The following is an 18,437-nucleotide window of genomic DNA, read 5'->3' as shown; positions in this document are numbered from 1 at the left end:
CTCGTTATCGACAATCAGACCAGGCGATCCACCATGAGGTTCGCGAACGCCTCCAGCGCGGTCTTCGCCTCCCCCTTGGGCAGCGGCGCCAGCGCGGCGACCGCGTCGTTCGCCCAGGTGCGCGCAAGCTCACGGGTCTCCTCCAGCACATCGTGGTTGCGCAGCTGCTCGACGACCGACGCCAGGGCCTCGTCCGAGGACAGGTCGCCCGTCAGCTCGCGCAGGATGCGCGCGCCGGCCTCGTCGATCGTGCCAGCCGCCTCTCGGCGACGCAGGAGGAGGACGGGCAGAGTCTCCACGCCCTCGCGCAGATCGGTGCCGGGCGTCTTACCCGATTGCTCGCCCGAAGACGCCAGGTCGAGCACGTCGTCGGCGATCTGGAAGGCCACGCCCACCTTCTCACCAAAGTCGCTCACCACGTCCGCCATCAGCTGGCCGGCGCCCGACAGGAGCGCACCGAAGGACGCGGCGGTGGACACGAGCGAACCCGTCTTATCCGCCAGGACCTGCAGGTAGAAGTCCACGCGATCGGCACCGTCCGTCGGACCGAAGGTCTCGTTGAGCTGGCCCTCGCACAGACGCTCAAACGTGCGTGCATGGTGCGCGACCATCTCCGGGCCCAGCGAGGCCACCAGCAGCGACGCGCGGGCGAACAGAATGTCGCCGGCCAGAATCGCGCGGTTGTTGCCCCACAGGTGCTGAGCCGAGGGAACACCGCGACGCGTGGGCGCCGAGTCCATGACATCGTCGTGGTACAGGGACGCCAGGTGCGTGAGCTCAACCGCCGTCGCGGCCGTGATGACCTGCTTGTCGAGCGCGCGCTCGGGCTCGCCCAGCTGCGCACACACGAGGGTGAGCAGCGGACGCATCCGCTTGCCGCCCGCGACCGCGAGGTGACGAGTCAGCTCGTCCGTCAGGTCGCGAGACGAGGAGACAGCGTCGAGGAGACGACGCTCGACGACCTCGAGCCCCGGGGTAATACGGGACTCGAGGTCGGGAACATGAAGATCGGGTGTTTGAGCGCTCACGGAATCAGTATGACGATCTTTTCGAGCAGACTCAACACGGGACCGGGGAAGACGCCCAGGGCGAGCGTCCCAATCGCGCACACGGCGATCGCCAGAGCGGACAGACCCTCCGACTTCACCACGACGGACTCGTCACTGGGCTCAGTGAAGAACATCAGGCGCACGAGGCGGAAGTAGTAGAACGCGGTAATCGCCGAGGCCACGAGGCCGACGATCGCGAGCCAGCCCACGCCGCCCTTGATCGCGTCGGAGAAAATCACGAACTTACCAATGAAACCGCCCGTCAGCGGGATGCCCGCAAACGACAGCAGGAAGATCAGCATCGCGCCCGCGAGCCACGGGTTGGTGCGGCCGATGCCCGCCCACTTGCGCAGGCTCGTCGCCTCGCCCAGGACATTACCGTCCGCGTCGCGGCCGCGCACGAGCGTGACCACGCCAAAGGCACCGACCGTCGCCAGACCGTAACCGAGCGTGTAGAACAACACATGGCCCGTGCCGCCCTTTTCCATCGCGAGAATCCCCATCAGGATGAAGCCCGCGTGGGCGATCGAGGAGTAGGCCAGCAGTCGCTTGACGTCATCCTGTACGAGGCCGGCGAAGGTACCGACGAGGATCGTCAGGACCGCCACGGCCGCGAAGATGTACAGGAAGTCCCACTGCAGGTAGGCGGCGGCGACCGTGTAGAAGCGGATCATCGCAGCGAAGGCCGCGATCTTCACGGCGGCAGCCATGAAGCCCGTCACCGGGGTCGGGGCGCCCGTGTAGACGTCGGGGGTCCACGCGTGGAAGGGGGCAGCACCCACCTTGAACAGCAGGCCCACCATCACGCAGAACACGCCCACGAGGACCATCCACTCCATGTTGGTGTGGGCGGAGATGGCCTCGGCCAGCGCAGAGATGCGCAGCGAGTTGGAGAAGCCGAAGAGGAAGGCGGAGCCCATGAGCAGGAAGCCCGAGGAGAAGGCACCGAGCACGAAGTACTTGAGGGCCGACTCGTAGGACAGCTGGCGACGACGGCGGGCCGTGGCAGCCATGATGTACAGGGGCAGCGACATGACCTCGAGGGCCACGAACAGGGTCACGAAGTTGTCCGCCGCGGGGAAGATCATCATCCCGCCCAGGGAGAACAGGGTCAGCGGGAAGATCTCGGAGCGCTGGTAGCCCTTGCGCTCCGACAGCTCCTCGGCGGCAGAGTCCGGACGATCCGAGGGCTGGCCGGCGAACGCGCCGTCACCGACGGAGGTGCGGTCGGCCATCACGAGGACGGCGAAGAAGCCGATGATGGCGAGTGCCGACTGAGCGGCGACCGTCAGCGGATCCTCCATGTACTCCCCCAGCGTCACCGGGGTCTCCAGGACGGGGATCCAGCGCAGGGCGAGCATGACGCACGCGCCGGCGGTCGCCAGGATCGACAGCGCGATCACGAGGGGACGGCGTGCCTTGGCCGGGGCGAAGGCCTCGACGAGGACGCCGAGGACCGCTCCGCCCAGCACGATGAGGATAGGCGCGAGGCTCACCCAGTGAACCTCGGGGGCCTGGAAGTTATCCATGGGTAGAACGTTCACTGTGCGCTCCCTTCAGCGGTGGCGCCGACCTGCGTGGTGGGCAGGCCGAGGTCTGAAGCAACCGGGGTCAGGGCGCTCACGAGAGGCGCCGACCAGATACCAAGGATGAGCATCGCGGCCACGAGCGGCACCATGACGCCGCGCTCACGGCCGTTCAGGTCCGCCAGCTCTTCCTTACCCTTGCCGGGCGCACCGGTGAAGACGCGCTGGTAGGGCATGAGCACGTAGAGGGCGGCGATGACGACGCCCAGGACCGCGAATAGCGCCAGCGGACCGCTGACCGTCCACGTACCCATCAGCACGAGGTACTCGGGGACGAAGCCGGACAGACCGGGCAGCGCGATCGAAGCGAGGCCGGACACGAGCCACAGGCCAGCGAGGACCGGCGTCACGCGCTGCATGCCGACGTACTCGCGCATGTCCTGCGTGCCACCGCGGCGCGACAGCCAGCCGGAGAGCAGGAACATTGCGGCGATCGAGACGCCGTGGGCGACCATGTAGAACATGGCACCGACGAGGGCGATCTGCGAGCCGATGAAGATGCCCAGAACCATGAAGCCAAAGTGCGACACCGAGGTGTAGGACACCAGACGCATGATGTCGTTCTGGCCGTTCGCCGACAGGCCACCCCACAGGATGGAAATGACGGCGAGCACGCACATGACCCACTTCGCGGAGACGGCCGCACCGGGGGTGAGCTGCAGGCACAGGGTGATCATGCCGAAGGTGCCGATCTTGTCCAGGACGCCGACGAGCAGCACCGAGGTGCCGGGGCGTGCAACGGCGGCCGTGTCGGGCAGCCAGGTGTGAACCGGGACCATGGGGGCCTTGATCGCAAAGGCAACCATGAAGGTCACGAAGACGACCATCTGAACCGTGTCCGGGGCGGTCGGCAGGAGCTGGGCAAGCATGTCCATGCGGAAGAAGGTCGAGGCATCGGGGTACGCCTGATAGGCGATGGCCCACACATAGAGGATGCCACCGAGCATCACCAGTCCACCGAACAGCGAGTACAGCAGGAACTTCATGGCGGCCTTGTGACGCGCGGCCTCGTCACCGACGCCGTAGCGTCCGATCATGAGGTAGAGCGGCACGAGCATCGCCTCGAAGGCGAAGTAGAAGACCGTCAGATCGTAGGCCGCGAAGATGACGACCATGAACGCCTGGAGGGCCAGGACAAGCGCCGGGTAGGCGCCGCGGTCCGCGGCGTCGTCCTCGTCCCAACCCGCAATCAGCACGAGCGGCACGAGGGCGATCGCCAGGAGGATCATGACGAGGCCCAGGGACGTGACGGAGAGGGACCAGGTGATGCCGATCTGCGGGATCCACAGGTGGGACTCGTACACCTGATACGAGGCCGGGGCAGACCAGTCGAACACGGAGGCGGCCACGTACACGCCGAGCGCGAGCTCAACGAGGGAGACCACCAGGGCGATAACGCGCCCGGCGGCGCGCCTCAGGGGCGAGACGAAGCCGAGGAGGGCCGCGCCCGCAGCCGGAATGGCCACGAGGACGGACAGCCACGGGAAGTTAGCAGCAATCATTGCACTTTCCATTGTCGTGTACCCCTTACAGCCCGAATCCGAGGACGATGGCCAGGGCGAGGATGACGCCACCCAGGATGTAGGCGGCGTACGTGCGCACGAGGCCGTTCTGGGTGATGCCGACGATGCGTCCGAGCAGCTGAGAGCCGGCGCCGAGGCCGTTCAGCGCACCGTCGATGGCGCTCGCATCGCCGACGGTCGCGACGGTGACGAGGCCCTTGGCGGGCATCATGAACAGGGTCTCGTTGACGGTGTCCTGGTAGAGGTCGCGGCGTGCGGCCTCGGTCAGGGCGTTGCCTGCGGGGACGGAGGTGGGAACCTCGTCGCGCCCGTACTTCATCCACGCGATGACCGCGCCAAGGATGACGAGGGCGAGGGTGGCTCCCTGAATGACGTACTCGTTGAGGACGGGGTCACCGTGCATGACGTGACCGATCGAGGGGACGAGCCACTCGGTGAAGGTGTTCCCCACGGACAGGGCGCCACCGAGGACGACCGCACCGATCGCGAGGATGATCATCGGGATCGTCATGAGCGGTCCGGACTCGTGCGGGTGCACGGGCGCGCCCTCGGCCTCGGTGGTCCAGCGGGCCTTGCCGTGGAACGTCATGAAGAAGAGACGCGACATGTAGAACGCGGTCACGCCCGCACCGATCATCGCGACCGGGCCGTAAACCCAGCCAGCCCACAGAGCAATGTTGCCGCCGAAGCTATCGGCACTGAAGGCGGCTTCGATGATCTTGTCCTTCGACCAGTAGCCGGAGAACGGCGGAACGCCGAGGATGGCAAGCCAGCCCATCATGAACGTCAGCCACGTAACCTTCATGGCGCCGCGCAGGGCGCCGAAGCGACGCATGTTCACCTGGTCGCCCATGCCGTGCATGACGGAACCGGCTCCGAGGAACATGAGGGCCTTGAAGAAGCCGTGGGTGAAGAGGTGGAAGATCGAGAACGCCCAGCCGATGGGGCCCAGGCCCGCGCCCAGCATCATGTAGCCGATCTGGCTCATGGTGGAGGCAGCGAGGACCTTCTTCATGTCGTCCTTCGCGCAACCGACGATCGCGCCGAAGAGGAGCGTGATCGCACCGATGATGGCGACGGCGGTCGCCGCGATGGGGGCGGCCCAGAAGACGTCGCCGGAACGGACGATCAGGTAGACGCCGGCGGTGACCATCGTGGCCGCGTGAATGAGCGCGGAGACGGGAGTCGGGCCGGCCATGGCGTCGCCCAGCCACGCCTGCAGCGGGAACTGTGCGGACTTACCGCAGGCGGCCACCAGCAGGAAGAATCCGATGACCGTCGCGGACGCCGTGGGGATCGACTCGACCTGGGTAGAGACGACGGAGAAGGACACCGAGTGGAAGGAGGCGACCATCGCCATCATGGCGATCAGCATGCCCATGTCGCCGACACGGTTCATGACGAACGCCTTCTTGGCGGCGACCGCGTAGGCGGGCACGTGGTTCCAGAAGCCGATCAGCAGGTAGGACGCCAGGCCCACGCCTTCCCAACCGGCGAACAGGCCGGCGTAGGAGTCCGCGAGGACCAGGGTCAGCATCGCCGCGATGAAGAAGTTCAGGTAGGCGAAGAAGCGGCGGCGGGCCGCATCGTGCTCCATGTAGGCGATCGCGTACACGTGGATGAGCGAACCGACGAAGGTCACCAGGATGACGAACGTGATCGACAGCGGGTCCACGAGGAGACCGAAATCGACGGTGAAGTCACCGGCGGGGATCCAGGTGAACAGCGTCTGGCCGAAGCGCTGCGCGTCCACAGGAGCGTTCCACATCTGGGCGGCGATCAGAGCGCCGACCACGAAGGTCGACCAGGACGCGAGGGTCGCCAGCAGGTGGCCCCACTTGTCCGAGGCGCGGCCCAGCAGCAGGAGCAGGCCTGCGCTGGCCAGCGGGATGAGGATGAGCAGCCACGCGTAGGCGGCGACTCCAGTGGGCGCGACCGTCTCATAGACGGAGAGAGCCTGCGGGGAAATGAAGGTGGTCATGAGTTACGTCCTCCCTCAGTTCTTCAGCAGGTTCAGATCGTCCATGCTCGTGGTCGAGCGCGAACGATAGATGGACACGATGATCGACAGGCCGACGACAACTTCGGCGGCCGCGACGACCATGACGAAGAACGCCATGATCTCGCCGTCAACGTTGGAGTTAATGCGCGCAAACGTCACGAGGACGAGGTTCGCGGCGTTGAGCATCATTTCGACGCCCATGAGCGCGATGACCGCGCTGCGGCGCACGAGGACCGTGGTCGCACCGATGGCGAACAGCACACCCGCAAGGATGAGGTACCAGGCGAGGCTCACTTGCTCTCCTCCTTCTTCTCAATGGGGGTGGTGGTGCGCGCCTTGCGGGCCCGGGGCTGGGCCAGACCGGTGGGCGCGTCCGCACCGGGCATGCCGAAGGCGCCGGAGCGGGGGACGTCGGGCGTGCGCCCGATGGTGTAGGGCGACTCGTCGATCGCGTCGGTCGCCACAGTCTCGGTGCGCGCGAGGGCGAGCTGCTCGGAAACCTCGGGGGTGACCTCGCCAATCGTGCGGGCGAGGCCACGCACGCGCAGGACTCGGGGCACCGACTCCTCGACCGGGCCGAGGGTCTCGCCGGAGACGGCGGGCACGTCGGCCGCGTTCGACTGGGCGTAGACACCGGGGGCGGGCAGCTGGCCGATACGAGCGCCCTTCTCGGCGAACGCGCGCATCTTGTTGCGGGCCGTCTCAAACTGGTCGGCCTTCGGGGTGAGGCGATCAGAGTGGGTCAGCAGCATCGCACCGACAGCGGCCGTGATTAGCAGGCCGCCGGCGAGCTCCATGCTCAGCCAGTGCTCCTGGAACAGCGTGATCGCCAAGTCGGTGATCGGCTGGTTGGAGTAGGGGTCAACCTCAACGGGCTTGTGCGCGGCGGGCACGGCCTTGAGGATCGCCGTCGTAATGATGACGATCAGGCCGAGGCCACCGAGCACCGCCGCGACGATCGCGCCGCGGCTCTGGCGGGCGTAGTCGTCGGAGGTGCCGATGCCGATCAGCATGATGACGAAGAGGAACAGCATCATGATCGCGCCGGTGTACACGACGATCTGCGCGACACCCAGGAAGGGGGCGCTGTTCGCGATGTACAGGACTGCCAGGCCGAGCATGACACCGACCATGCAGATGACCGAGTGCGCGGCCTTCTTGAAGAAGAGGACACCCAGAGCGCAGGCGACCATGACAATGGCCGTGCATGCGAAGAGGATGATCTCCCCCGTTGACCCCATCATGGGCCAACCGTTGGACAGGTTCATCAGTGTGCCTCCTCGGCGACTCGTACCGTCATGAGGGAGGGGTCGTCGGGGCGGCGGCTCGCCACCCAGTCAACCTGGGCGGCGGTGGGGCCGGTGACTTCCCCGCGGTAGTAGTCGATGTCGTTCTTACCCTCGACCATGGGGTGGGGCGCTGCGAGCATGCCATCGGAGAGCGGGACCAGGAGGTCTTCCTTCTCGTAGATGTCGTCCTCGCGGGTGTACTTGGCGATTTCGAAGTCGTTCGTCATCGTCAGGGCGCGCGTGGGGCACGCCTCGATGCACATACCGCAGAAGATGCAGCGCAGGTAGTTGATCTGGTAGACGCGACCGTAACGCTCACCCGCAGAGTACTGCTCCTCGGGCGTGTTCGAGGCGGCCTCGACGAAGATCGCGTCAGCGGGGCACGCCCAGGCGCACAGCTCGCAGCCGACGCACTTTTCCAGGCCGTCGTCGTAGCGGTTGAGCTGGTGACGACCGTGGAAGCGGGGCATGACGCGCGCGGGTTCGCGCGGGTACTGCTCAGTGACGGTGGGCCGGAAGAAGGAAGCCATGGTGACTCCGTAGCCGGCCATGGGCGCGACGAACTGGGCGAACGCACCCTTGGGGTCATGCTCGAAGAGCATTTCCTCGTCGGTGGTCTTCTCACTCATCGGTGGACTCCTTCGGGCTGTCGATTGCCGCGGCCGGGGCCAGTTCGCCCTCAATGGTGGCGAGGCCGCGCGGCGAGGCAACGGGGGTCTGTCCGGGCAGCGGCGGAACGGGGAAGCCGTCCTCGAAGCCGGTGTATTCGCGCTCGGCAGCAGGGATTTCCTCGGGCTCGGACTTGTCGGTGAGCCAGATGATCGCCAGGGCGATCAGGAAGAGGACGCCGACACCACCGAAGAGGACGTGGTTGGGCAGCTGCACGAACTGGGTGATGCCGCGCACCAGGGCGACGAGCACGAGCCAGCCCAGGGCGATGGGCATGAGGCGCTTCCAGCCGAGGTTCATGAACTGGTCGTAGCGGAAGCGCAGCAGCGTGGCGCGCGTCCAGATCATCAGGAACATGAAGAACCAGATCTTCAGGAAGAACCACAGCAGGCCCCACCAGCCGGAGTTGAGGAACTCGACGTGGGACAGCGGCCAGGGGGCGTGCCATCCGCCGGCGAACATCGTGGTGGCGACGGCCGAGACGTTGAGCATGTTGACGTACTCGGACAGGTAGTACCAGCCGAACTTCATCGACGAGTACTCGGTCATGTGACCGGCGACGATCTCGCCTTCGGCCTCGGGGAGGTCGAAGGGAAGACGGTTGACTTCACCGACGGCGCTGATGCAGTAGATGACGAATGCCGGGAACAGGGTGAATGCCCACCAGAACTGTCCCTGGGCTGCGACGATCTGCGAGGTGGACATGGAGCCCGACATGAGGAACACGCTCACGAGGGACAGGCCCATGGCCAGTTCGTAGGAGATGACCTGCGCGGAGGAACGCACGGCGCCGTACAGCGGCAGGGTCGAGCGAGTCGACCAGCCACCCAGGACGATGCCGTACAGACCCAGCGAGGCGATCGCCAGGATGTACAGGGAGGCGACGGGCATGTCAGCCAGCTGCAGCGGCGTCGAGATGTCACCGATCTTCACGTTCGGGCCCATCGGGATAACCGCGTAGACGCTGAACGCTGCGAACGCGGCGATCGCGGGGGCCAGGAAGTACAGGAACCTCTCGGCCCGGCGGGTCCACATGTCCTCCTTGAAGAGGAGCTTGCCGGCGTCCGCGAACGCCTGGAACAGACCGAGGGGGCCCGCGACGTTCGGGCCGGGACGCGTCTGCATGCGGCCCAGGCCTCGGCGCTCGACCCACAGGGCGAGGAGCACGTTGGCGATCAGGAACACGATGATGAACACGGCCTTGATGAGGCTGAGCCACCAGGTTTCCTGGCTGAAGTCCGCGGCGGTGTACTCCGGGACTGCGAAGGGAGCGAGTGTCATCGTGCCACCTCCTGCGTGGCGCGCAGGGTCGCGACGGTGCCGGCACCGCCGAGGTTTTCGTGAATAACGGAGCCGGTCGAGCACTCGGGCACCCACGCGACGGAGTCGGGCAGGTCCGCGATGGCGGCCGGGAGGGTGATCGTGCCACGCTCGGTTTCGAGCGTCGCGTCCGCTCCGGGGGCAATACCCGCGGCAGTCAGCGTCGCGGCCGAGGCCAGAAGGACGGGGCGACGGGCCGAACCGGCCAGCCACGGGGCGCCATCCTGGAGACGACCGGCGTCGATCATCGGCTTATGGGAGGCCACAACGACCTCGCCCTTGCCGGCAGAGGCGGGAGCCTGCGCGGGCACCGGGGCGAACTCCTGCGGGGCGCCGTCCCACTCCATGAGGGGGTTGACTTCCTCGTAGAGGTCGGCCAGGGCGGTGATGCCCAGGTCGAGGTCGAACTCCTCGGTGAGGCGCACGAGCACGTCGCGGTCCGTGAGGGACGTCGCCGAGCGGGCCTGGCCGAAGGGGCGCAGGCGGCCTTCCCAGTTGATGTAGGTGCCGTTCTTCTCGACTGCGGGAGCGACCGGCAGGACGACATCCGCGCGATCGGTGATCTCCGAGGCTCGAACCTCGAGGGACACGAGGAAGGGAACCTTTTCGAGGGCTTCGCGCACGGCGGCGGGCTCGTCGAAGTCGCGGACGTCAACGCCGCCGACGACGAGAGCCGCAAGCTCACCGGAAGCAGCAGCCTCGATCATCTGCTCGGCGTCGAGGCCACGGGCGGGAAGCTCGCCCCAACCCAGGGACTGCGCACCGGCCTCGTCGAGACCGCGACCGAAGGGAAGCAGGCCCGGGAGGAGGCCGGCCTCGATGGCGGCGCGGTCACCGGCGCGGCGCGGGACCCACGTGAGGCGGGCGCCCGTGCGCTCGGCCAGAGCGACGACGGCGGAGAGCAGGCCGGGGGTCTGCGCGGCGCGCTCACCCACAAGGATGATGCCGCCGGACAGCGCCTCGGCCACGTCGGCGTAGGCGCCGCCTGCCGCGATCGCGTCCACGACACCCGGCTCGGAGCCGGGGGCAGCGTGCAGGAGGCGAGCCTTCATCTTGCGCGAGCCCGCGGAGGTGAAGGGCGCGACGGTGGCGACCTTCAGGCCCGACTTACGGGTGGCCTTACGCAGGCGCAGGAACATGGCGCCGCACTCGTCCTCGGGCTCGAGGGCGACCAGCAGCACCTGGCCGGCGCTCTCCAGGTCCGCGTACGTGGTCTCGAGGCCGGAGCCCGCCACGTAGGAGGCCAGGAACGAACGCTCTTCCTCGCTCGAGCGACGCGCACGGAAGTCGATCGAGTCGGAGCCGACGACGGTGCGCGCGAACTTCGACCATGCCCAGGCGTCCTCGAAGGTGAGGTGGCCGCCGGGCAGGAAGCCCACGGACGAACCCGCCTGCTCGAGGCCCTCGCGGACGCGGTCGAGCGCGTCGGACCACGAGGTGGGAACCAGCTCGCCGTCCTCGCGAACGAGCGGGGTGGTCAGGCGATCGATCTTGTCCCATTCGAAGGCGAAGCGGTCCTTGTCGGTGATCCACTCTTCGTTGACCTCGGGGTCGTTGCCGCTCATGCGACGCACGACCTCGCCGCGGCGCACGTCCTGGCGGATCGCGGAGCCCGACGCGTCGTGCTCGGTCACGGACGCCGTCGACACGAGGTCGAAGGGACGCGCGCGGAAGCGGTAGGACGCGGCCGTCAGGGCGCCGACCGGGCAGATCTGGATGATGTTGCCCGAGAAGTAGGACGCGAAGGCTCGGCCCGACACGTCGCGCTCGGCGACGGAAAGCTCACCCTCGTTGATCGAGCCGACGATCGCGTCCGTGCCGTACGGGGACGACAGGGACGAGGTCGAGGCCTCCTTGGCCTTCGGATCGAAGAAGTCGAGCGTGGTCGAGTCGAAGCCGCCGACCTGCTCGCCCATGAAGTAGTGATGCTCCGTGGGGGCGGTGCCGCCGCCACGACCCTGCAGGTCCATGAACACGTCGCCCGAGATCTCCTTGCCGAAGCGCACGCAGCGCTGGCACAGGATGCAGCGCTCGCGATCCAGCAGGATCTGGGAGGTCAGGCGCAGCGGCTTCTTGAACGTACGCTTGGCGTCGGTGAAGCGGGACTTGCCGCGCCCCTCCGTCAGCGCCTGGTTCTGCAGGGGGCACTCGCCGCCCTTGTCGCAGACCGGGCAGTCGAGCGGGTGGTTGATGAGCAGGAACTCCATGACGCCGCGCTGGGCGCGGTCGACAACCTCGGAGGTGTGCTGGGTCTTGACGACCATACCCGGGGTGACGGTCTGCGCACACGAGGGCTGGGGCTTGGGCATGAAGCGCAGCTCGCCCGTGTTGCGGTCGGGCATGCCGACCTCCACGAGGCACTGACGGCATGCGGCCACCGGGGCCAGCAGCGGGTGGTCACAGAAACGCGGGATCCGGATGCCGGCCTGCTCGGCCGCGCGGATCACGAGCGTCCCCTGGGGGACAGAAACCTGAACGTCGTCGATGGTGACGTCGATCATGTTGGGTGCGTCGCTCATCGGCCACCTCCTCGCGCGTAGTTAGCGGACGCCTCGTAGGGGAAAAGCTTGCGGGCGGGCGTGGTGAGGCCGGCCTCGAACTCGTCGCGGAAGCGCTTGATGCCCGACATGATCGGGGTTGCTGCGGCGTCGCCGAGCGGGCAGAAGCTACGGCCCGCAATGTTGTGTGCGATCTCGTCGAGCAGGTCAACGTCGCCGGGGCGACCCTCGCCTCGCTCGAGACGCAGCATGATTTGCTTCATCCAGTAGGTGCCTTCGCGACAGGGCGTGCACTTACCGCAGGACTCGTGCTGGTAGAACTCGGACCAGCGGGTGATGACGCGGACCACCGAGACGGTCTCGTCGAACACCTGCAGGGCACGCGTACCCAGCATCGAACCGGCCGCACCCACGGACTCGTAGTCGAGGGGCGTGTCCAGCTCGTCTTCGGTGAAGATCGGGGTGGAGGAACCACCGGGGGTCCAGAACTTCAGCTTGTGGCCGTCGCGGATGCCGCCCGCCATCTCGATGAGCTCGCGCATCGTGATGCCGAAGGGGGCCTCAAACTGGCCGGGGTTGTTCACGTGACCCGACACGGAGAAGATGCCGTGGCCCTTGGACTTTTCGGTGCCCATCGAGGCGAACCACTCGGGCGAGTTGCGGAAGATACCCGCCACCTGAGCGATGGTCTCGACGTTGTTGACGACCGTGGGACGGGCGTACAGACCGGCAACTGCGGGGAACGGGGGCTTGAGGCGCGGGTGGCCTCGGCGTCCCTCGAGGGAGTCCAGCAGAGCCGTCTCCTCACCGCAGATGTAGGCGCCGGCGCCCGCGTGAGCGGTGATGCGCAGGTCGCCGAGCACGCCGGCCTCGGTCGCCTCGCGCACGGCCTCCAGAAGGCGGCGGTACACGTGGGTGACCTCGCCGCGCAGGTAGACGAACGCGTGGTCGCAGCCGATGGCGCGCGACGTGATCGCGATGCCCTCAATGAGGACGTGCGGGTTGCCCATGATGAGCGGGATGTCCTTGCAGGTACCCGGCTCCGACTCGTCGGCGTTCACCACGAGGTAGCGGGGGTCTCCGTCGGCGGGGGGCAGGAAGGACCACTTGAGGCCGGACGGGAAGCCTGCGCCACCACGGCCTCGCAGACCGGAGTCCTTGACGGCCTGCACGATGTCGGCGGGCTCCATGGTGCGGGCCTTTTCGAGGCCCTGGTAGCCTCCGCGGCTCCGGTAGGAGTCCAGCGTCCAGGAACGCTCCTCTCCCCACCCGTTGGTGAGGATCGGGGTCAGCGGTCCAGGCGCAACGTATGCGGTGCTCACTTCGCCTCTTCTCCCTTCGTGTCAGTGGCCTCGTCGGCAACCTCAACGGCAACCGGCTCAGTCCAGCCGTTCGCTGCGGCGATCTCGCGGCCCAGCAGGGTGGCGCGGCCCGCGGACGGGCCTTCGTTCTCATGGCCGTCCAGGAAGCCGGCCAGGACGCGCTCGTTCTCCTTGAACGTGGGGGCCACGATGGGGCCGCGCGTCGGGTGGATGTCGCGGCCGGCCTGGATGTCATCGATCATGGCCAGCGCCGACTCGGGGCTCTGGTTGTCGAAGAATTCCCAGTTGACCATGACGACGGGCGCGTAGTCGCACGCCGCGTTGCACTCGATGCGCTCGAGCGTGATCTTGCCGTCTTCGCTGGTCTCGTCGCTTCCGACGCCAACCTTCTTGGAGACCTTTTCCCAGATCTCGTCGCCGCCCATGACGGCGCACAGCGCGTTCGTGCACACGCCCACCAGGTACTCGCCGGTGGGGTGACGCTTGTACTGCGTGTAGAAGGTCGCGACAGCGCTGATCTCTGCGCGGGGCAGGTCCAGCGTGGCCGAGATGAAGTCGATGCCGTCCGGGCTGACGTAGCCGTCGACGGACTGGATCAGGTGCAGCATCGGCAGCAGCGCGGAGCGCGAGTGACCGTCCGGGTAGCGGGCGATGATCTGCTCGGCGTCCGCCTGCAGGCGTGCCAGGGTGTCGGGTGTGTAGCTCATCGGTCAACGCCTCCGAGAACGGGGTCGATAGCGGCCAGGGCGACGACCACGTCGGCCAGCTGGCCGCCTTCGGTCATCATGGCCAGCGCTTGCAGGTTGGCGTAGGAGGGGTCGCGGAAGTGCGCGCGGAACGGGCGCGTGCCACCGTCGGAGACGAGGTGAACGCCCAGGATGCCCTTCGCGTGCTCGACGGTCTGGTAGACCTGGCCGGCGGGCACGTGGAAGCCCTCCGTGACGAGCTTGAAGTGGTGGATGAGGGACTCCATGGACTCCCCCATGATTTCGCGGACGTGCTCGGCCGAGTTGCCCTGGCCGTCGGTGCCGACCGCCAGGCGCGCGGGCCAGGCGATTTCGGGGTCGTCGACCATGGTGGGCGCGCCCTCACACTGGTCCAGCTTGGCGAGGACCTGCCAGATGATGCGCATCGACTCGTAGCACTCGTCGAATCGGACCATCGTACGGTTGTAGACGTCCGACTTGTCGCGGGTGGGAACGTCGAACTCGAAGTTCTCGTAGCCGCAGTAGGGCTGGCTCTTGCGCAGGTCCAGGGGCAGGCCGGCGGCGCGAACGCCGGGGCCGGTGGTGCCGAGGGCCATGAGGCCGCTCAGCGGCATGACGGCCACGTCGCACAGGCGCTTCTTGAAGATCGGGTTCTCCACGAGGATGTCCTGGAGCTCGCCGATGTCCTTACGGGCGCGGCGCAGGCGGTCACGGATGTAGTCCGTGGTGCCCTCGCCTATGTCCTGCACGACGCCGCCGGGGCGGATGTACTCGTGGTTCATGCGCAGGCCGGTGATGCGCTCGAAGATGCGCAGGATTTCCTCGCGGGCACGGAAGCCGATCGTCATGATCGTGGTGGCGCCCATCTCGTTACCGGTCGAGCCGATGGCGACCAGGTGCGAGGCGATGCGGCACAGCTCCATCATGAGGATGCGGATGAGGGAGGCGCGCTCGGGGATGTCCTCTTCGATGCCGAGGAGCTTCTCGACGCCGAGGCAGTACGCGGCCTCCTGGAAGAAGGGAGCGACGTAGTCCATGCGCGTGCAGTATGCGACGCCCTGGGCCCACGTGCGGTACTCCATGTTCTTCTCGATGCCGGTGTGCAGGTAGCCGGTGTCGACGCGGGTCTCGCGGACCTTTTCGCCGTCGAGCTCGAGGATCAGACGCAGAACGCCGTGGGTCGCGGGGTGGACGGGACCCAGGTTGACGACGATGCGCTCGGAGGTGATGGCCTCGATCTCGTGCAGGACGTCGTCCCAGTCGCCGCCCTGGGTGAGGACCTCGGGGATGTCCTCGATGGGCAGGTCGGTCGCGCCGGCGGGCGCGTGGAAGGCGGTGGTCATCAGTTCACACTCCTACGAACGTCGGCGGAGGCAGTGACGGCTCCCTTGAATTCGACGGGGATGCCGCCCAGCGGGTAGTCCTTGCGCTGGGGGTGTCCGACCCAGTCGTCGGGCATCGCGGTGCGCGTGAGCGAGGGGTGCCCGGTGAAGACGATGCCGATGAGGTCCCAGGTCTCGCGCTCCTGCCAGTCGTTTCCGGGGTAGACGGAGACGATGGAGGGGATGCGGGGGTCCTCGTCGGGGCACGTGACCTCGAGGCGGATCATGCGGTTGTGCGTGATCGAGTACAGGGGGTAGATGGCGTGGAGCTCGCGCCCCTTGTCGAGGGGGTAGTGCGCGCCGTTGGTCCCCAGGCACATTTCGAAGCGCAGGTCCGCGTCGTCACGCAGGTACTTGGCGACGCGCGCGATGTGCTCGCGGGCGATGAAGATGCCGAGCTGTCCGCGGTCGACGGTCACCTTTTCGATGACGTCGGCGACCTTCAGGCCATCGGCGGCGATGAGCTCTTCGAGGACGTCAACGACATGGTCGAACCAGCCGCCGTAGGGGCGGGAGGCCTCGCCGGGCAGGAAGGAGTCGGAGACCAGGCCGGAGAAGCCGGAGGTGGAGGAGTCGGTGCCCGCGCCGAAGAGGCCCTCGCGGTGGGCGATGGGTTCGGGGAGGGCGAAACCGCGCTGCGACGAGGCCTGGGCGACCTCGGCGGACGCGTTGTCCTCGGGGATGGAAAGGTCGCTCATGCGAGGAGTCCCTTCATCTGGTGGGTGGGGGTCGCCTCGAGGGCCGCCTGCTCGGCGCGGCGCGCGATCTCGCGACGGTGGACGCCGAGGGGTTCCTTGCCGATCTGCTCACGCAGGACGAGGACCGCGTGGATGAGGGCCTCGGGGCGGGGCGGGCAGCCGGGCAGGTAGACGTCGACGGGGACGATGTGGTCGCAGCCCTGGACGACGGCGTAGTTGTTGAAGACGCCGCCCGAGGACGCGCACGCACCCATGGAGATGACCCACTTGGGTTCGGGCATCGAGTCGTACACGCGGCGGATAATGGGCGCCATCTTGTGCGAGACACGGCCCGACACGATCATCATGTCGGCGTGACGCGGCGAGGCACGGAAGACCTCGAGGCCGAAGCGCGCCATGTCGAAACGGGGGGTGCCGGCAGCCATCATCTCGATGGCGCAGCACGCCAGACCCATGGTGACGGGCCACTGGCTGTACTTGCGTGCAAGCCCGAGGACTTTTTCGACGCTGGTGAGCGCGATACCCGCGGGCAAGGATTCTTCAAGTCCCACTTGTCTTTTCCTTACTTATATCTCAGTAGTCCAGGCCGCCGCGTCGCCATTCGTAGGCGTAGGGGACGCAGAGGGTGACCAGGAAGCTCATCATGACGACCAGTCCGAACAGGCCCAGCTGGTTGAAGCTGACGGCCCACGGGTACATGAACACAACTTCGATGTCGAAGATGATGAACGTCATGGCGACCAGGTAGTAGCGCACCGGGAAGCGACCCTCGGTGAGGTGAGCGCTGGTCGGCTGGATACCGCACTCGTAGTTGTCGGCCTTGGTCTTGGACTTCTTGGTGGGGCCCAGGATCGCGGAGGCGACCAGGCCTCCGAAGGCTAGTACGAGGGCAGCTGCCGACATGATGAGCAGCGGCACGTAGGGATTCGTCATCGTTCCTCCCGGTTATCGGTGATGGTGGTCATGCGGGGCGCACCACCTTGGTCAGCATTGTGATGAGTTGGTCGTCGAAGTCGCCCCCGGTCCTCTCGTACCCGTCCGACAGGAGTTTGTGGACGAGCGTCATGAGGCGCGGAATGGGCAGCCCGACGTTCGTGCAGGTGCGCATGATCGTCGGGTTTTCGATGAGCGCGACGAAGATGCGGCCCAGCTGGTAGTAGCCGCCGTATTCGTCGCGAAGCATGTGGGGGTATTCGCTCATGGCGCGGTCGATGCCGGCGCGATGGGAGCGGGACAGGGCCTGCGCGATGCACGAGGCCGCGTAGCGTCCGGCCTTCATGGCCGGGGCGATGCCTTCGCCGTTGTAGGGCGAGACCATGCCGCCGGCGTCGCCCACGAGGACGAGGCCCTGGGTGTAGTGAGGCTTGCGGTTGAAGCTCATGGGCAGAGCGGCGGAGCGAAGCTGACCGATCTGGTTCTCGGGGGTGAAGCCCCATTCCTCGGGCAGGTTCGCGGTCCAGCTCTTGAAGACCTCACGGTAGGGCAGGTTGGTAGCGCCGGCGCGCGAGGCGACGGAGCCGAGGCCGACGTTGACGATGCCGTCGCCCATGGGGAAGATCCAGCCGTAGCCGGGCAGCAGGTCGGAGGCGCCGGGGGTGCCGCTCCACAGTTCGAGGTGGGATTCCATCCATTCCTCGTCGCCGCGGGGGCTGTGGAAGTAGGCGCGTGCGGCCACGCCCATGGGGCGGTTCATCTTCTTTTCGAGGCCGAGGCTGGTAGCCAGTCGGGCGGCCACTCCCCCGGCGTCGACGACGATGGAGGCGCGCACCGAGGTGGTGGTCGCGTTCTTGCCACGCCCGCTCTTAGCCGTCACGCCGACGACGCGTCCGGAGCCATCCTGGATGGCGCCGATGACGGTGACGCCCTCGTAGAGGCGGGCTCCGGCCTCGACGGCGCGCTGGGCGAGCGCGTGGTCGAGGTCCATGCGGGCGCGGGTCATGCCGTAGCCGGGCAGGGACTTCTGATCGGGCCAATCCATGTGGACGGTGTGTCCGCCGCCGATGACGGTCAGGCCGCGGTTTCGCATCCAGCCGGTGGTGTCCACGCCCATCGCAATGAGCTCGTGGACGGCGGCCGGGGTGAGCCCATCGCCGCAGATTTTGTCGCGCGGGAACGGGCTTTTCTCCAGGAGGATGACATCGAGGCCTGCTCTGGCCAGGTGGTAGGCGGTGGAGGACCCGCCAGGGCCTGCGCCGACGACGACAACGTCAGCGCTCATGTCGCTAGGCATGGTGGATGCCACGGCATTCCTCCGTCATGTGGTGCGCGGGTGCATCCGCGCGAGTGTGCAAGGTGGATGAAGTGTGCACATCACTTCATTCCGCAAACAACCCTAGCTAGGTCACCCTCACCTCGGCGACCGAGCGCACTTTTTCCCGCCGTTTCAACGAGC

16 protein-coding genes are annotated in these 18,437 nt (G+C 67.1%); all 16 read right to left on the bottom strand.

The features are described from left to right. Positions 1–14: 14 nt before the first annotated feature. Genes JJJ16_RS09010 through JJJ16_RS08935 form a run of 16 tightly spaced genes read right to left on the bottom strand, consistent with a single transcriptional unit; the run spans position 15 to position 18,275 of the window. The gene (locus JJJ16_RS09010) at positions 15–1,028 is read right to left on the bottom strand and encodes a polyprenyl synthetase family protein (RefSeq protein WP_219752367.1); all 1,014 of its coding nucleotides are present in this window, start codon (positions 1,026–1,028) and stop codon (positions 15–17) included. Continuing rightward, positions 1,025–2,578 (bottom strand): NADH-quinone oxidoreductase subunit NuoN, encoded by a 1,554-nt coding sequence (nuoN, locus tag JJJ16_RS09005; protein ID WP_219752522.1) that lies wholly within the window; start codon positions 2,576–2,578, stop codon positions 1,025–1,027. The genes JJJ16_RS09010 and nuoN overlap by 4 nt, the downstream gene beginning before the upstream one ends. A gap of 11 nt (positions 2,579–2,589) precedes the next feature. Further along, on the bottom strand, positions 2,590–4,137 hold the full coding sequence (locus JJJ16_RS09000) for a complex I subunit 4 family protein (RefSeq protein ID WP_219752365.1): 1,548 nt from the start codon (positions 4,135–4,137) through the stop codon (positions 2,590–2,592). A gap of 25 nt (positions 4,138–4,162) precedes the next feature. Beyond that, positions 4,163–6,139, bottom strand: a complete 1,977-nt coding sequence (gene nuoL / locus JJJ16_RS08995; RefSeq protein WP_219752363.1) for an NADH-quinone oxidoreductase subunit L — start codon at positions 6,137–6,139, stop codon at positions 4,163–4,165. A 15-nt stretch (positions 6,140–6,154) separates the two neighbouring features. Then, entirely contained in the window at positions 6,155–6,454 is a 300-nt protein-coding gene (gene nuoK, locus JJJ16_RS08990; RefSeq protein WP_003792247.1) for an NADH-quinone oxidoreductase subunit NuoK, read from the bottom strand. Beyond that, positions 6,451–7,428, bottom strand: coding sequence for an NADH-quinone oxidoreductase subunit J (locus JJJ16_RS08985; protein ID WP_219752361.1), 978 nt, complete (start codon positions 7,426–7,428; stop codon positions 6,451–6,453). Before JJJ16_RS08985 ends, nuoK begins: the two co-directional genes overlap by 4 nt. Continuing rightward, positions 7,428–8,078: an NADH-quinone oxidoreductase subunit NuoI gene (gene nuoI / locus JJJ16_RS08980; protein WP_219752360.1), complete on the bottom strand. Its 651-nt coding sequence runs from the start codon at positions 8,076–8,078 to the stop codon at positions 7,428–7,430. Before nuoI ends, JJJ16_RS08985 begins: the two co-directional genes overlap by 1 nt. Then, positions 8,071–9,399 (bottom strand): NADH-quinone oxidoreductase subunit NuoH, encoded by a 1,329-nt coding sequence (gene nuoH, locus JJJ16_RS08975; protein ID WP_219752359.1) that lies wholly within the window; start codon positions 9,397–9,399, stop codon positions 8,071–8,073. The genes nuoI and nuoH overlap by 8 nt, the downstream gene beginning before the upstream one ends. Beyond that, complete coding sequence (locus JJJ16_RS08970; protein ID WP_219752358.1) at positions 9,396–11,957, bottom strand: NADH-quinone oxidoreductase subunit G; 2,562 nt, start codon at positions 11,955–11,957, stop codon at positions 9,396–9,398. Before JJJ16_RS08970 ends, nuoH begins: the two co-directional genes overlap by 4 nt. Continuing rightward, positions 11,954–13,258: an NADH-quinone oxidoreductase subunit NuoF gene (gene nuoF / locus JJJ16_RS08965; protein WP_219752357.1), complete on the bottom strand. Its 1,305-nt coding sequence runs from the start codon at positions 13,256–13,258 to the stop codon at positions 11,954–11,956. The genes JJJ16_RS08970 and nuoF overlap by 4 nt, the downstream gene beginning before the upstream one ends. Continuing rightward, positions 13,255–13,965, bottom strand: coding sequence for an NADH-quinone oxidoreductase subunit NuoE (nuoE, locus tag JJJ16_RS08960; RefSeq protein ID WP_219752355.1), 711 nt, complete (start codon positions 13,963–13,965; stop codon positions 13,255–13,257). The genes nuoF and nuoE overlap by 4 nt, the downstream gene beginning before the upstream one ends. Beyond that, positions 13,962–15,308, bottom strand: coding sequence for an NADH-quinone oxidoreductase subunit D (locus tag JJJ16_RS08955; RefSeq protein ID WP_219752353.1), 1,347 nt, complete (start codon positions 15,306–15,308; stop codon positions 13,962–13,964). Before JJJ16_RS08955 ends, nuoE begins: the two co-directional genes overlap by 4 nt. Next, complete coding sequence (locus tag JJJ16_RS08950) at positions 15,308–16,045, bottom strand: NADH-quinone oxidoreductase subunit C (protein WP_219752351.1); 738 nt, start codon at positions 16,043–16,045, stop codon at positions 15,308–15,310. The genes JJJ16_RS08955 and JJJ16_RS08950 overlap by 1 nt, the downstream gene beginning before the upstream one ends. Further along, a complete protein-coding gene (locus JJJ16_RS08945; RefSeq protein WP_003792236.1) occupies positions 16,042–16,596 on the bottom strand; it encodes an NADH-quinone oxidoreductase subunit B in 555 nt (184 codons plus the stop codon). Before JJJ16_RS08945 ends, JJJ16_RS08950 begins: the two co-directional genes overlap by 4 nt. A 22-nt stretch (positions 16,597–16,618) precedes the next feature. Then, positions 16,619–16,978: an NADH-quinone oxidoreductase subunit A gene (locus JJJ16_RS08940; protein ID WP_003792234.1), complete on the bottom strand. Its 360-nt coding sequence runs from the start codon at positions 16,976–16,978 to the stop codon at positions 16,619–16,621. Between the two features lie 28 nt (positions 16,979–17,006). Then, positions 17,007–18,275, bottom strand: a complete 1,269-nt coding sequence (locus JJJ16_RS08935; protein ID WP_219752520.1) for a geranylgeranyl reductase family protein — start codon at positions 18,273–18,275, stop codon at positions 17,007–17,009. Positions 18,276–18,437: the final 162 nt, after the last annotated feature.

Source organism: Schaalia sp. ORNL0103 (assembly GCF_019429565.1).
Lineage (GTDB): Bacteria > Actinomycetota > Actinomycetes > Actinomycetales > Actinomycetaceae > Pauljensenia.
This window is presented reverse-complemented; position numbering and strand designations above follow the sequence as displayed.

Excerpts from the sequence above, each read along its gene's own strand:
- nuoN (WP_219752522.1), bottom strand. The coding sequence starts at position 2,578 with ATGGATAACTTCCAGGCCCCCGAGGTTCACTGGGTGAGCCTCGCGCCT.
- JJJ16_RS09000 (WP_219752365.1), bottom strand. The coding sequence starts at position 4,137 with ATGATTGCTGCTAACTTCCCGTGGCTGTCCGTCCTCGTGGCCATTCCG.
- nuoL (WP_219752363.1), bottom strand. The coding sequence starts at position 6,139 with ATGACCACCTTCATTTCCCCGCAGGCTCTCTCCGTCTATGAGACGGTC.
- JJJ16_RS08985 (WP_219752361.1), bottom strand. The coding sequence starts at position 7,428 with ATGAACCTGTCCAACGGTTGGCCCATGATGGGGTCAACGGGGGAGATC.
- nuoI (WP_219752360.1), bottom strand. The coding sequence starts at position 8,078 with ATGAGTGAGAAGACCACCGACGAGGAAATGCTCTTCGAGCATGACCCC.
- nuoH (WP_219752359.1), bottom strand. The coding sequence starts at position 9,399 with ATGACACTCGCTCCCTTCGCAGTCCCGGAGTACACCGCCGCGGACTTC.
- JJJ16_RS08970 (WP_219752358.1), bottom strand. The coding sequence starts at position 11,957 with ATGAGCGACGCACCCAACATGATCGACGTCACCATCGACGACGTTCAG.
- nuoE (WP_219752355.1), bottom strand. The coding sequence starts at position 13,965 with ATGAGCTACACACCCGACACCCTGGCACGCCTGCAGGCGGACGCCGAG.
- JJJ16_RS08955 (WP_219752353.1), bottom strand. The coding sequence starts at position 15,308 with ATGACCACCGCCTTCCACGCGCCCGCCGGCGCGACCGACCTGCCCATC.
- JJJ16_RS08950 (WP_219752351.1), bottom strand. The coding sequence starts at position 16,045 with ATGAGCGACCTTTCCATCCCCGAGGACAACGCGTCCGCCGAGGTCGCC.
- JJJ16_RS08940 (WP_003792234.1), bottom strand. The coding sequence starts at position 16,978 with ATGACGAATCCCTACGTGCCGCTGCTCATCATGTCGGCAGCTGCCCTC.
- JJJ16_RS08935 (WP_219752520.1), bottom strand. The coding sequence starts at position 18,275 with ATGCCTAGCGACATGAGCGCTGACGTTGTCGTCGTCGGCGCAGGCCCT.